Consider the following 12,895-nt stretch of genomic DNA (forward strand, 5'->3'; position numbering starts at 1 on the left):
GTTTATCAAAGCTGAATTGATTGAGCGATCGCGCATTTCAGCCTTAGTCACTCGCCATCTGTCGTGGTGCTACAGCGCGACAGGGGTTACCGTAACAGATTTGCCCTGACGGCAACGACTTCAATACGCTGCTGCGTGCTCCCACTACGCTATTGGCCCCCACCGTTACTCCAGGGGCCACAAAGCAGTCGGTCGCCACCCAAGCACCATTTTCAATGTTCACTGGCGCAACTATCAAGCCAAAATGAGGGTCGTGAATATCGTGGCTGCCGGTGCAGAGGTAGCTCTTTTGTGAGATTACGCAGTGCTGGCCAACAGTGATCTGAGCCAGACTGTAGAGCACCACGTTATCCCCGATCCAGCTATGGTCGCCGATGCTCACGTTCCAGGGATAGGTGAACCGAGCGGTGGGGCGAATCACCACACCTCGGCCAACGGTGGCCCCAAACCGGCGCAGCAGCCAGCGCCTCGGCCCGTGGGAGGCATGGGGCGTAAGGGGAAAGACCACCGCCTGCAACAGCCACCACATCAGAATGACGACCTTCGATCGCCCTGGTTTGTACCACGACTGGTCGTAGGCATCGAGCCGCACCCAGGGGCGTTTCCCGCCGGGATCGCTTCGCGAATCGCCACTGCTATCCAAAGGGCTGGAATTTAAATCAGGGGGAACCGTCATGGGCAGCCGCCATCAAGAGGTCTTAAGGGGCTGATTCTACCGAAATAATCGATGATTGAACCGCTGGCTGAGGCAGGGGCGCAGTTTCTTTAGGAGTGACATTGAGCTGCCCACCAAACCGCCGCAGCTCAAACAGTTTTACCCCAATCTGATACTCATACTGGCTCAGCAGTCGCCCATAGATATAGCCCGCCCGCCCGTCTAAAAAGCCTAGCCGCAACACATAGAACAGAACAAACCGCAGCATCGGTTTAAAGGGCAGTCGCACCCAGATTTTCTTGAGAAATCGCTTGCGCTGCACCGCATCGCCAAACAAATTTGCGCCGATGGTGCCGCCGTCGCCCATGCCGGTGAGCAGGTTGTAGTAGACCTGGGCCTCCCAGTTGGAGTAGCGGTTGTGGCGAGCTAGCCAGTGATACAAATCGCGAAAGTCTTCGTGGAGCATGTCCTGCTTCAGGTAGCCGACGGCCCCCTCGATCATCACGTGCTCGTGCACTTCGTTGTCGCCCGTGTTGGGAATGTCGGCGGTTTGCAGGTTTTCGTAGCGGCCTTTTTGGTGGCGAAACAGGCGCAGGTTCCAGTCGGGGTATTTGCCACCGTGGCGAATCCAGGTGCCAAGAAAAAATACCCGACGGTTGAGGTAGTAGCCGTCAAACTCGGCCCGCTGAATGGCGATCGCAATTTCGTCCCACAGTTCTGGGGTAATGCGCTCGTCGCAGTCGACAATCAGCACCCACTCGTGGCTAAAGGGCAAGTTGTCTAAGGCCCAGTTTTTCTTTTTGGGCCAGTGGCCGTTGAAGTCAAACTGCACCACCTTGGCTCCAGCAGCGGTGGCGATCGCGATGCTGCGATCGCTGCTATTTGAATCCACCACAAAAATCTCTGCCGCCCGCTCTAGGCTGGCCAGACAGGCGGGCAGATTTTGCTCCTCATCCTTAGCCGGAATCAGCACAGAGATGGGGACTTTAGGGGTCGTCTTAGCCATGGTGAATTCCATTACACGAAGGATTTACTCAACAAACGCCGGGCGGTGCTTAGGGGCAGACCTTCGCCCTAGGACGAGGCCATAGGTGGCGCAGACCGCTGACCACGTAGGCCAACTGCCCGTAGGCATAGACCAAATTTTCAAACCGCAGCGCTGGATCAGACCAGTAGCGCCCGGCCTTAACCACCCCCCGCAGCAAACACAGGCTCCGCACCCGCACCCGTTCCAGGGTCAGGGTGTGGCTGAGCTGCTCGCGGTAGCATTCGCTGATGCCCTGCCACCAGCTGCGGCGCAAAAACCAGCCCCGACGCAGCCGTTCAGGAGCCACGTTGTGGGCCACCTGTGCCTGGGGCACAAACAAAACCTCATGCCCAGCGGCCAGGGCTAGCTGAGTCAGGTGCAGTTCTTCGTTGGAGAGCAGGTTTTTGCCTACTCGACCAAGCTGCGGGTCAAAGCCACCCACAGCCTCTAGAAAGCTTTTTTTGACCCCGTAGTTGAGCCCTCGGGGAGTTTGACCGGGGTTAGTGATCAGTCGCGTCGTCGTGCCCAAATCGTAGGCCCCTAGGCTCTCAGACAGCGTGGACGACAGCCAGCGAGGCGGAGTCATATCCTGCGGCCAGATCAGGCTGACGTAGCCACCCGCGATCGCCGCTTTGGGATGCTGCTCAAAGGCTTCCGCTAGGGCGACCAGCCAGTGGGGAGAGGCTTCGGCATCGTCGTCGAGGTAGGCGAGAATAGTGCCACGGGCGATCGCCGCACCCCGGTTGCGCGCTGCCGATAGCCCCAGGGTGCTCTCATAGACATAGGTCAACGCCGGATGGGGTAGGTAGGTTTCGACTACGGCCTTGGTGTCATCCGTCGAGGCGTTGTCCACCACAATAATTTCGTAGGCGGCGTAGGTTTGCGCCAGCAGGCTGGCGATCGCTGCCCCTAGGTAGCGAGCCCGGTTGTGGGTACAAATAATGGCTGAAATTAGGGGCTGAGTCATCATCAACACTATTGCCGTAGGGCTGCCAAACTAATATCTCCCGCCCTGTCCAAACGCCACAATGGGCAGCCTAGAACCGCGCTGATTCTAAACTGCCCATTTCAGTCTATAGACTACCGAAGCCCCCCGTCTGTGATGCGACGGACACCGGCAACCGGCTACTGGCGGTAGCTAGGGTGGGGTTGGTAGTAGACCTTCGCCCCTTGATCCGCCACATAGTGACAGGCCCAGAACGATCGGGCAAAGCTTTTCCACACCGGCTCATCAGAGCGACGGTAATAATCGCCCAAAATTGGCTTAATGGCCTCTGTTGCCGTCTTCAGGTGATAGTGGGGAATGCCCAAGAAAATGTGGTGGGCCACATGGGTGCCAATGTTGTGGTGAATGGGGTTGATAAACCCATAGTCGCGGTCAATGGTCGACAGCGCCCCCTTGAGAAAGTACCACTCGTCCCCTCGATACCAGGGAATATCGGGCTCGGTGTGGTGCAAGAACGTCACTAGATCAAGCCACACGATAAATACTAAGTAGGGAGCGATATAGTAAGTCGCCAAAAACAATAGCCCCTGGGTTAACCCTACCCAGGCCAAAAACACGACCATGGCCGACCAGCACAGCGTGCTCACCAACACGTCACGCCGCTCAGAGGGGCGAAACAGCGGACTGTTGGGCATGAAGTGAGAGCCACTGCGCCCCGACGACCGAAAGAACAGATAGAACGGATAGGCAAACAATGCTCCATAGAAACGCACCATCTTTTGCGCTTTGGGCATCGCTTGATAGGTCGACTCATCTATTGGGTACCAACTTTCGTCAGTGTCGAGGTTGCCTGTGTTGGCGTGATGGGTGCGGTGACTAATGCGCCAGCCGTGGTAAGGCACCAGAATAGGCGTGTGGGATAGGTGACCAACCAAGTTGTTCAGCCACTTGTAGCGCGAAAACGAGCCGTGGCCGCAGTCGTGACCGACCACAAAAAGAGCCCAGAACATGGTGCCCTGAGCCAGCCAAAATACCGGGAAAAACAGCCAAGAATTGACTGCGTGGGCAACGGCGTACAGCGCCGCAATAATCCCCAAATCCAAGAAGAGGTAGGCCAGCGACTTAATTACGGAAGACTGAAAACAATGGGTCGGAATCGCCGCTTTGAGATCTTGAAGGGTAAAGTCTAGCTCCTGAGCTGAGCGAACGTAGGCCGAAAATTCTGCGTCTGTAGCTCCGGTCGGAGCACGATCTACTTGCACGAAAGTACCAATTTAACCATAGAGACGAACGCCCAGCTGCTTCCAAAAAAATGAGCGGGCGTTACACAGCTTAACTTTTCGCGGCATAAAATTCTATCCCGCGATGGCGAAGCATAGTCAGTAAGTTAAAGCAACCTTTTGGGTTAACCGAAGAAAAAATGGTTGGCGAGAGTCCTGAGCCTATCTGTTGGGACTACCGATGGGCGCTATCAGTGCGATCGCGCATCCCGTGCTGTGGTTCTTAGGGTTTTTAGGAGGGGCGATCGCCCCTCTCAAACCAGCAGCAGTCTTTAGAGAGAGCTCAGCACAGGGTGCTCCTCTACCCACACCGACACCGACCCACCATTGCAGCGAAACTCAGCCCATCCATCGCCATTGGTAGTGATAGTTTGAGAAACATGCCCAGTCAAGTCGTAGAACGTGGTGTTGGGCTTGCCCACCTCCATCCATTTGGTGCCCTCTGACCCGTTGCTCAGCAGCACCGCCATAGCATGGGGGTGGGTCTCAGAGCCAAGGCGCGTCCAGCCCACCACATTGGGATGGTCAAAATAGTCGTACTGGGGGCCATAGGCAAAGTGCTTGCGGCCAATCAGTAGCCGATCCAAAATCTCCCGATGGGAGTCCATCCAAATTTCGTATTCGTTGCCATCGCGACCCTTATCTACATAGTGAGCACCGTAATAGTCGCAGTAGAAAATACAGGGATAGCCATCCTGGCGCAGCAAAATCAGCGCGTAGGCCAGGGGCTTGAACCAGGCCTCAACCACCGACTCCAGGGCTTGCAGGGGCTGGGTATCGTGATTTTCGACCAGGGTGACAGCCAGCAGCGGCATCTCTTTAACCACGGTGTTGTCAAAGATGGTGCGCAGGTCGTAGCTGTTGCCGGCCCTACTGGCTTTATAAAAGTTGTGGTGTAGCGGCGCGTCAAATAAGTCGAGTTGCCCGCCAGAGTTGCCGGCATACCAGCTCAGCGCTCCCATGTCATAGGTCCAATATTCACCCACACAAAATAGATCGCGCTGGGCATAGTTTTCCAAGTGGGCCAGCCAATCCACGAAGAAGTCACCGCAGATGTGTTTGATAGCGTCTACGCGAAACCCGTCTACCCCAATGTGGTCGAGCATCCACTCGCCCCAGTACTTCAACTCGCCGCTCACCTCAGGATGCTCGATATCCAGATCACAGCCCATCAGGTAGTCAAAGCTGCCGAGTTCCCAGCTCACCTTGTCTTCAAAGGACTTACCTTCAACCAGCCATACGGCTTTGTAGTTGGGTTCATAGCTGTTGTAGTCAACGCCGTCAAAGTGATACCAATGCCACTTCATGCTCGAGTACTTATCGCCCCGCCCAGGAAAGGTAAACCCTGTCCACGATTTGATCTTGCGCATATCTCCCAGGGCACGGTGGCGATTACCCGGATCCATCGGAATCGCGTTAAATTCCTCTTCACTATCAGCTGCCATTTTATGGTTGAACACCACATCGGCGTAGATGTTAATCCCTAAATCGCGACAGGCTTTGACCGCCGCAACATACTCATCCTTAGTGCCATACTTCGTCCGCACTGTGCCCTGTTGGTCAAATTCCCCCAGGTCAAACAGGTCATAGACTCCATAGCCGACATCGTAACCCCCGCCAATGCCTTTGTAAGCAGGCGGCAGCCATAGGGCGGTAATGCCAGCATTGGCGAGGGCCTCAGCCTCATCCTTGACTCGATTCCAGTGGCTACCGTCGGCGGCAGTATACCAGTGAAAGTACTGCATCATGGTGCCGTTAAACTCCCCTTGCCTGCGCCGACTCCGCAATGCATCGGCGTTAGCCTCCAGCCATTCCTGTAGAGACGCTTTAGCAGTTGCCGATCCTTCGGGGGTAGTGGGCTTAGAGCCGATCGCCTTAAACGTATCCTTGAGCTGCCGAAAGGGATTAGACATAGCGCCCCCAGGGGAATGATTTTCCACCAGAATAGGAGTAAAGTCTAAAAATTTGATAAAGCTAAGCTAAACTCCAGAAAAATCGGTTTCCCTAATCAAATTATTAGGATCTCGCCCTACTGCCCCTTAACCTCCACACGAATTAAGGCGCATGAGTTTTGGATATCACGACATTTCTAGCCAAAAACCAGAAGCCACAGCGGAACAGTAAGCAGCAAACCGCCTGTAGATAGAGCAATGCTGGCTGCCGCCAGTTCTCGGTCAAGGTCGTACTCTTCGGCCAAAATCAGTCCAGCAAACGCGCTCGGCATTCCTGACATCAGCACCAGCACTAGCACCGCATCCCTGGGCAGCCCTGCGCCCAAAGTCACAGCCCCGACGATCGCAGGCAGCACCAGCACCTTGAGAATTGCTGGCACCAGCGCTGGCTGTAGACTACTCCACCCCTGTAGCTGGCTCAGCCGCAAACCCATCAGCACCAGCGCCACCGGAATCACCAGCCACACTGACTGATGCAACGCATCGTCAATCAGGGGCGGCCAGGCCCAAACCTGGGAGACTGAGCCTAATCCAAAAGCCCACAGCGAGGGCACAGTCACCATGTCACGCAACTGCTGCCAACGCGACTGAGCGTGGGCACCACGTCCAAACCAGCTGGCTATAAACACTCCTAGTCCAAAGGTGCCAACCACGTTTTGGGTCACGCTGTAGAACACAGCCCAGCCTAGGTAAGGACCACTGACCAGAGTAGGCACAATGGCTAGCCCAACAAACCCCGTATTGCCGAGCATAGCGGCCAGCACAAAGCTGCCCTGGCGAGGCTTATCGGCCCAGGTCATCGTGCCGGTGTCGGGCCACAGAGACAGATCCACGGCCTGCGGGGAGAGCAGCTCTGGCCCTAAGGCAACCCCTACGTCAGTGGCGGCGGCCTCAACTGAGATGGGAGCGGTTAGCGATCGCACCACAGCCAGCCCCGCCAACCCGAGCCCCAGCCCCAGCCCCAGCGACACAACGGTATACAGCGGTGCTAGCCCCGTATCTTCTGCGAAGTGGGTCTGACGCGCCAGGGCAAAAATTTCGAGGGGAATGCCCACCCAGTACAACCCTCGCCCCACCAATCGCGGTAACGCCGCTGGCAAAAATCGGCCCAGCCCAGCCCCTAGTCCTACCCAAATAACCAGCGGGAGATAGGCTTGAATCAGAGAATCACGCATTTTGGCAGTTCGCTATGGCACTTACCCCACTCAGTAGTCTACGGAGTTTTGGTCACGTTGGCACTGATTTAGTGCGATCGCAGCTTCAGCCGTAGACACAACTTCAATGCCAACCACCGCTCGCTCAACATGTTTTCAAATACTGTCATTGATCCATTAGATCTTAGTTTCTTACCTACCTTAAAAAAGGCTGAAGTGACCCTATGAGAGACCTTTAGGCGACAACTTAATTCTAAAAATACCAACGAAACACAATCAATTACAACACCAAGATGGGCTTAAAGTATAAAAAAATCAGCTTCTTCGGAAATTATACGGACGAGTTTCAATACTATTAATCTTGGCCTCACAAAACTGTATCAATCCCGTAAAAACAGGCTAAAAAACCGAGTGTCAGCTAGTTTTTTTGGTTTGATGGTATCAGGTGGTTCAATCTGCGCTGCTGCTGCCTAGCAACAGGCAGCGGCTTCAGCCGAAAGCCACCTCATCGTCATCAATAGGGTTTGCATCACCGCTACCGACTGTAGAATCATCCTCCACAGCCCATCATGCTGCGATGCCCCTGCCAGCCCTCAGCAGGACAACCACCCTAGCCCCCAGTCTCCTTTGATGACTCCTTTCATACTTAGTTAGGGAGTACACATTTGACTATGGCTACGTCTGCACCCCGTCCGCCGGTTGAGCCTCAGGTTGGCGTTTATGAGTGCGCCATCACTCTCAAGTTTCGTATTTTAGAAGAAAGCCACGTCATGGCCGATCGTGAGCACCTACTGGAACAGCTAATCGATGCCTTTTCCTACGGCAGCGACGAGTTTGTAGAGCAGCTCGACGCCCAAGTAGAGGTTGCCGAGGTCGCCGAACTCCAGGCATCGCCACTGATGCGGCGGCAGCTCATTCGGCTGCGCAACTTACCCTCAGCCTGAAGCATAGACCTCCCAGTTTAGCGAGCTTCAGGGGGCAAACAAAACGACCTAGTTCCCTCAGGGCTCTCAGCCCCGTATATTGATTAATAGGCCAGGGTAGAACCCGGTAAGTTCCCTCTGGCTCAGTCATTGCTGTAGCTGAGGCCTATGAAGAATTACCCCTGCCAACGAATGCATAGCCGCTGGATTCAGGACTGCTGGAGCGCGCTCTTGGGCCTAGTTTTACCCCTGTTTTTAGTGTTGGGGTTATTCCCTGAGCCTGCTGAGGCCGTAGCCGTCTTCCAAGTTCCCACTGTAGCGGCGGGCGAGTCTACCTGGGTGGTTGACGAAGCCAACATCATTAGCCGCATCAATGAAAACAAAATCTCGAGCCGTTTCAGCGATCTAGCAGCCGCAACCGGCAACGAGGTGCGCCTTGTCACCATCCACCACTTTGACTACGGCGATACTATTCAAAGTTTTACCGATAAGCTATTTGAGCGCTGGTACTCCACCCCAGAAGAGCAAGCTAACCAAACCTTGCTAGTTCTCGACGAAGTTACCAAAACCGTGGGCATTCGTGTTGGCGATCAGGCTGCGACCCTGCTCACCGATGACATCGCCACTAGCGTCGCCCAGGAAACTGTGCTGTTTCCCCTGTTGGAGGGCGACAAATACAACCAGTCGTTTTTGGCCGCCAGCGATCGCCTCGGGGCCGTACTAGGCGGCCAAACAGATCCCGGCCCGCCCAACTTCGACGACTCCTTTGACAGCGAAAGCACCTTCGCCTCCGCCGAAGAAACTGCCGAAAACCGCGGCAATAGCACAGTGGTTCTGATCGTTTTGCTAGTGTTAGCTACCGTCATTCCGATGGCAACCTATTTTTGGTACGTTGGATTCGGCAACTAAATCTAGACAACACTTGCTTCACACCCATAAATTCTTCAAAGCCTCAAGGTCAAGATAGGCAAGCGATTTGAGTTGTCGCTCCGGCCATATCGGATAGTCTCAATGGTTGACCTAACAACACGTTCTCAATCCCATGAGACTTGCTTTAGGCCCAAGTTTAGGTCTGCGGAAAAATCTGAATTAACCGGTTTTGATTTTAGAACGCTGTTCTAAAATCAAAACCTCAATGCGTTCTATCGCTTAATGGTAGTCGGGTTTTCTTCATCGATCACCAAAGGACAGGGACTACCATCGTTGGCTTCGGGAGGCACCAGTCCGAGCAGGTGAGGTACCGGGCGCGGAGTATAGCCTACGAGAGAATCTCCCTGATAGGCCAGCGAGGTGCTGGCTCCAGAGTCAAGCATGACGGCATCACGCAGACCGGCCTGGTGCAGCAGTTCACCTAGCTGTACCGAATCCACCATGGTGTGGGTCACGCCAACCACCGGCTGCCCGGCGGTATTGATCCCCCAAAATGCCCGATGGCGACGGGCATCGTAGTCAAACAGAGTGCCAAAACTGCTAGCCGGCTGGGGCAAACCATCCTTAACTAGCCAGCCAGCCGCCACAAAGGCATCGGTTACCCCAGGAAGCTCCTGGGCCAAACCTGCCAGCGTATTGTGACGAGTAGCGTCAAAGGGCACAAACTGAACTTCGTTAGGAGCAATTAGCACTAGAGGGCGGCCATTGAGCTTAGGCGTTTCCCCTGGATAGCCCGGCACAAACTGCCGCGTGCTTTGGCTCAAAACCGGACCGATCATGACGTTGGAGTCTAGGTACTTAAGGGAGAAAAAGCCCCCGTCAACCGCTCCGGCAACGTTGCTGCCCGCTAGCATCTCGGGCAATTGGTAACGACTGTTGGCGTGGATAGTAACCGGCTGCCCACCGCTAATTAACGAAAACGATTGATCCTCCTGATCGATCGTTTGCACAGCGACGGGAGTAGCAAAATTAAACGCGGAATCGGCGACGACGGGCATCACCCCAGCCGCAGTAGGGCCACCCCAAGCCACCTCCAGCAGCGCCTGAAGATTGGATTGACCAAACCGCTCGATGGTCAGCAGGGACTCTGAGGCTCCAGCAAATTTTTCGTCACTCTCTCGCATCGTAAACCCGGCTAGATAACCGGCATCGGCTACGGCCTGGGCAACCCGCTCATCGTAGTGCCCAGTAGGATAGCTAAAGTACTGGATAGGGATACCCAGTTGGGCCTCTAACTGCTGCTTCGACTCAACCACTTCGTAGGCTAACTCTTCATCGCTGAGGGTTCGCAAATCAGGGGGGTGGGTCACACTATGGGATGCAATGGTTATTAAAGGGTCAGCGGCCATGGTCTTGAGCTGATCCCAGGTAAGGGTTGAGCGCCCAGCGACGGTGCCGTCTACCTTACCGGGGAAGACGAAAAAGGTGGCCGGTACTTGATACTTTTGCAGCAGCGGATAAACATGTTCGTAATGGCCTGCATAGCCATCATCAAAGGTAATCAGCACCGGTTTTTCGGGCAGGGCCACACCGGTACGCAAGTGCTGAACTAGCTGATCGGGGCTGATTGGCGTTAGGCCATTATCTAATATGGTTTTTAGGTGAGACTCAAAATCTGCGGGGGTAAGGTCAAAAAATACCTCCGGTGGCTCGAGGACATCGTGGTACATCAACACTGGAACCCGAGCTTCGGCTGCTAGGGGATGGATACTGGGCCAAGGTGCAGCCCCTAGCTGGGCGATCGCCTCAGCAGCCCGGGTTACGGCAGTGCTAGGGCTAGAACCATGAAAGAGGCTTTCGCCCGCTATAGCGCTACTGACCCCAGCCTGATTTAGATCCACAGGGCGACGGCAAAGCCTCTCACTGCTGACCACGGTAGGAAATGCATCTACTCCAGGGGCATCGGCTAGAGCCAGAAAACCTGCATTGAGGGGCTGGGGCTGGTCGAGGGCCGCAGGGGCGGCCAGCCCCACGCCACCAATGCTCATTAAGCCGGTACTAAGAGCGCCAGCCAAAGGTACTGCGGCCCCCAGCAAAAATGCTCCCGACCCGAACGTAATCAGTGTTCGCACTTTAGACGGCTTAGCACCGTCTGTCTTTTTTTCGCCCTTGACCATTCCGCCACTCCCCACCAAGTTAGGCCCCGCCTAAGACCCATTACATATTACTGGGCAATGTCGACTTTGTTCGCCCAGAGTATGCCGCATTTCGGTTAAAGAGCTGTTAATTTAAGTCGGTCAAAGATCGGTGGTCAGAGGGCGCGATCGCGCCAGCCTCGTCTTACTATGAAACAAGCCCGCTATTGCAAGTCCTCATGACCGTCACCATCGCCTACCTAGGGCCTGAGGGCACCTACACCCAGCTTGCGGCTTTAGCCTATAGCCTTAACTTAGAGCAGCATGACAGCAGCCTGCCGGTTAACCTATTAGCCTTTCCAAGCATCCCTAAAGCCATGCAGGCCACTGCTGAAGGCATGACGACTCTGACTATTGTGCCGGTTGAAAATTCTACCGAAGGGGGAGTTACTACCACCCTAGATACGCTTTGGCAGCTTCAGCAGCTCAAAATTCACCACGCCGTAGTCATGCCCATTCGCCACGGCTTGCTATCTCAAGCGACTTGCCTCAGCGCCATAGAGGCAGTTTTTTCCCATCCCCAGGCGCTGTCTCAGTGTCAGCGGTGGCTCGAGCACAACCTGCCTCAGGCAAACCTGGTTGCCACCCGTTCTACCACAGAAGCCCTCGACCACTTAACCGATAACAGTACAGTAGCCGCCATTTCTTCTGAATGGGCAGCCCAGCTCTACAACCTGCCGATCCTGGTTCACAACATCAACGACCATTCTGACAATTGCACAAAGTTTTGGGTGCTTAAGGACGACAAAAGAGAAGAAAATCCGGTCAAAGGCCGCTACACCTCTCTCGCCTTTAGCCTGCCGGTGAACAGTCCTGGGGCTCTGCTCAAACCGCTAGACGTATTTGCTCGCTCCGGCATCAATCTCAGCCGCATTGAGTCGCGCCCTACCAAGCGATCGCTGGGAGAATACCTATTCTTTGTCGATTTAGAGACTGATGCTCATAGTCAAACAGGACAGCAGGCCCTTAACGAGCTTTTGGACTGTACCGAATCCTTAGTTAATTTTGGCACCTATGACGTGGTCACCGCAGACCCTAGCCTAGCCGCCGCCAAGGCTAGAACTCAATCTACTCAAGCACTTCCTTAAGAGCAGTACGAGCTGCCAGGTGATTGCGAGTGGAGGTTAAAATCTCAGCCTCACGTTCTAGCCTCACGCTGGTGTCATCCATTTCAAGCAGGGCTTGCTGCTCAAGGGCCACCCCGTGCAGGTTACTAGCTACCCAATACGACAGTTCAATGGGAATATCGGGGATGTTATCAGGCAGATCAATCTCCTGATTGGTCAGCTTAGCTGATAAATGAACCACGTCCCGCAGCAGTTGATCCACGTCGGAGGCCAGCGGGCTGAGATCCTGACTAGTGGGTTTATCTTCGACCCATTCTACTAGCCCAACTCGATAGGGCTTATCGCGCACGTAACTCAAAACCCGAAACCGCTGCTGGCCTAGGGTAAGAATTTTAAGGCGATCATCAGGCAATCGTTGGTAGTGAAGAATTTCAGCGCAACACCCTACATTTGCTGGCTGTCCCGTAGCAGGGTCGAGCATCAGCACGCCAAAGCGGCGATCGCTCTGGAGAACGGTGTTCATCATGATCCGGTAACGGGGCTCAAACACGTGAAGCGGCAGATGTCTCCCCGGGAATAAAACCAGCTCAGGTAACGGAAAAAGCGGTAGTTCTCGCACAGATATGGACTCGGAGAATGACATTATCGCCTCTTGCGAATTCAAGCAAACCGCACTCTGGCACGGCACTGTAACACTTGTTTACATAGGGGTATTCTAACCCAACTCCCCAGCTAAATGCTGCGGCTTAGGGCATAGTCTTTGATTAGCTCAATCCAACTAACAAAAATTAATCAACGCAAAAAACCCGCCAAATATCAAACATTT

General features: G+C 54.6%; 11 protein-coding genes. 3 read left to right on the forward strand and 8 right to left on the reverse strand.

The genetic code is table 11. The annotated features are described in order from the left end of the window. Positions 1 to 43: 43 nt before the first annotated feature. The 6 genes from hpsU to H6G07_RS00405 form a co-directional block, all read right to left on the reverse strand. Entirely contained in the window at positions 44 to 676 is a 633-nt protein-coding gene (hpsU, locus tag H6G07_RS00380) for a hormogonium polysaccharide biosynthesis acetyltransferase HpsU (protein WP_084172862.1), read from the reverse strand. Positions 677 to 698: 22 nt separating this feature from the next. Continuing rightward, the gene (locus H6G07_RS00385; RefSeq protein ID WP_073607071.1) at positions 699 to 1,661 is read right to left on the reverse strand and encodes a glycosyltransferase family 2 protein; all 963 of its coding nucleotides are present in this window, start codon (positions 1,659 to 1,661) and stop codon (positions 699 to 701) included. A gap of 49 nt (positions 1,662 to 1,710) precedes the next feature. Beyond that, entirely contained in the window at positions 1,711 to 2,649 is a 939-nt protein-coding gene (locus tag H6G07_RS00390; RefSeq protein WP_171972950.1) for a glycosyltransferase family 2 protein, read from the reverse strand. Positions 2,650 to 2,807: 158 nt separating this feature from the next. Further along, positions 2,808 to 3,890, reverse strand: coding sequence for a fatty acid desaturase (locus H6G07_RS00395; protein WP_073606934.1), 1,083 nt, complete (start codon positions 3,888 to 3,890; stop codon positions 2,808 to 2,810). A 290-nt stretch (positions 3,891 to 4,180) separates the two neighbouring features. Beyond that, positions 4,181 to 5,821 carry an alpha-amylase gene (locus tag H6G07_RS00400; protein WP_084172861.1) on the reverse strand — a complete coding sequence of 547 codons (1,641 nt, stop codon included), beginning with the start codon at positions 5,819 to 5,821 and terminating at the stop codon, positions 4,181 to 4,183. Between the two features lie 176 nt (positions 5,822 to 5,997). After that, positions 5,998 to 7,035: an AEC family transporter gene (locus H6G07_RS00405; RefSeq protein ID WP_073606933.1), complete on the reverse strand. Its 1,038-nt coding sequence runs from the start codon at positions 7,033 to 7,035 to the stop codon at positions 5,998 to 6,000. Between the two features lie 650 nt (positions 7,036 to 7,685). Here H6G07_RS00405 and H6G07_RS00410 point away from each other — a divergent pair. Together H6G07_RS00410 and psb32 are read left to right on the forward strand one after the other, a co-directional pair. Beyond that, a complete protein-coding gene (locus tag H6G07_RS00410) occupies positions 7,686 to 7,958 on the forward strand; it encodes an Npun_R1517 family heterocyst differentiation transcriptional regulator (protein WP_073606932.1) in 273 nt (90 codons plus the stop codon). Positions 7,959 to 8,129: 171 nt separating this feature from the next. Next, entirely contained in the window at positions 8,130 to 8,846 is a 717-nt protein-coding gene (gene psb32, locus H6G07_RS00415) for a photosystem II repair protein Psb32 (RefSeq protein ID WP_084172860.1), read from the forward strand. A gap of 233 nt (positions 8,847 to 9,079) precedes the next feature. On the opposite strand, the gene H6G07_RS00420 is transcribed toward psb32, so the two are convergent. Beyond that, positions 9,080 to 10,984: a polysaccharide deacetylase family protein gene (locus H6G07_RS00420; RefSeq protein ID WP_084172859.1), complete on the reverse strand. Its 1,905-nt coding sequence runs from the start codon at positions 10,982 to 10,984 to the stop codon at positions 9,080 to 9,082. A 197-nt stretch (positions 10,985 to 11,181) separates the two neighbouring features. Here H6G07_RS00420 and pheA point away from each other — a divergent pair, with 197 nt between their 5' ends. Next, positions 11,182 to 12,090, forward strand: a complete 909-nt coding sequence (gene pheA / locus H6G07_RS00425) for a prephenate dehydratase (RefSeq protein ID WP_073606931.1) — start codon at positions 11,182 to 11,184, stop codon at positions 12,088 to 12,090. Here pheA and H6G07_RS00430 read toward each other — a convergent pair. Next, on the reverse strand, positions 12,071 to 12,712 hold the full coding sequence (locus H6G07_RS00430) for an LON peptidase substrate-binding domain-containing protein (protein ID WP_073606930.1): 642 nt from the start codon (positions 12,710 to 12,712) through the stop codon (positions 12,071 to 12,073). The two genes, pheA and H6G07_RS00430, sit on opposite strands and share 20 nt — an antisense overlap. Positions 12,713 to 12,895 lie beyond the last annotated feature (183 nt).

The sequence above is a fragment of the Phormidium tenue FACHB-1052 genome, from assembly GCF_014696675.1.
Lineage (GTDB): Bacteria > Cyanobacteriota > Cyanobacteriia > Phormidesmidales > Phormidesmidaceae > Nodosilinea > Nodosilinea tenuis_A.

Bases quoted from the DNA above. Each gene is read 5' to 3' on its own strand.
- hpsU (WP_084172862.1), bottom strand. From the start codon at position 676: ATGACGGTTCCCCCTGATTTAAATTCCAGCCCTTTGGATAGCAGTGGC.
- H6G07_RS00420 (WP_084172859.1), bottom strand. From the start codon at position 10,984: ATGGTCAAGGGCGAAAAAAAGACAGACGGTGCTAAGCCGTCTAAAGTG.
- H6G07_RS00390 (WP_171972950.1), bottom strand. From the start codon at position 2,649: ATGACTCAGCCCCTAATTTCAGCCATTATTTGTACCCACAACCGGGCT.
- psb32 (WP_084172860.1), top strand. From the start codon at position 8,130: ATGCATAGCCGCTGGATTCAGGACTGCTGGAGCGCGCTCTTGGGCCTA.
- pheA (WP_073606931.1), top strand. From the start codon at position 11,182: ATGACCGTCACCATCGCCTACCTAGGGCCTGAGGGCACCTACACCCAG.
- H6G07_RS00430 (WP_073606930.1), bottom strand. From the start codon at position 12,712: ATGTCATTCTCCGAGTCCATATCTGTGCGAGAACTACCGCTTTTTCCG.
- H6G07_RS00385 (WP_073607071.1), bottom strand. From the start codon at position 1,661: ATGGCTAAGACGACCCCTAAAGTCCCCATCTCTGTGCTGATTCCGGCT.
- H6G07_RS00405 (WP_073606933.1), bottom strand. From the start codon at position 7,035: ATGCGTGATTCTCTGATTCAAGCCTATCTCCCGCTGGTTATTTGGGTA.
- H6G07_RS00410 (WP_073606932.1), top strand. From the start codon at position 7,686: ATGGCTACGTCTGCACCCCGTCCGCCGGTTGAGCCTCAGGTTGGCGTT.
- H6G07_RS00400 (WP_084172861.1), bottom strand. From the start codon at position 5,821: ATGTCTAATCCCTTTCGGCAGCTCAAGGATACGTTTAAGGCGATCGGC.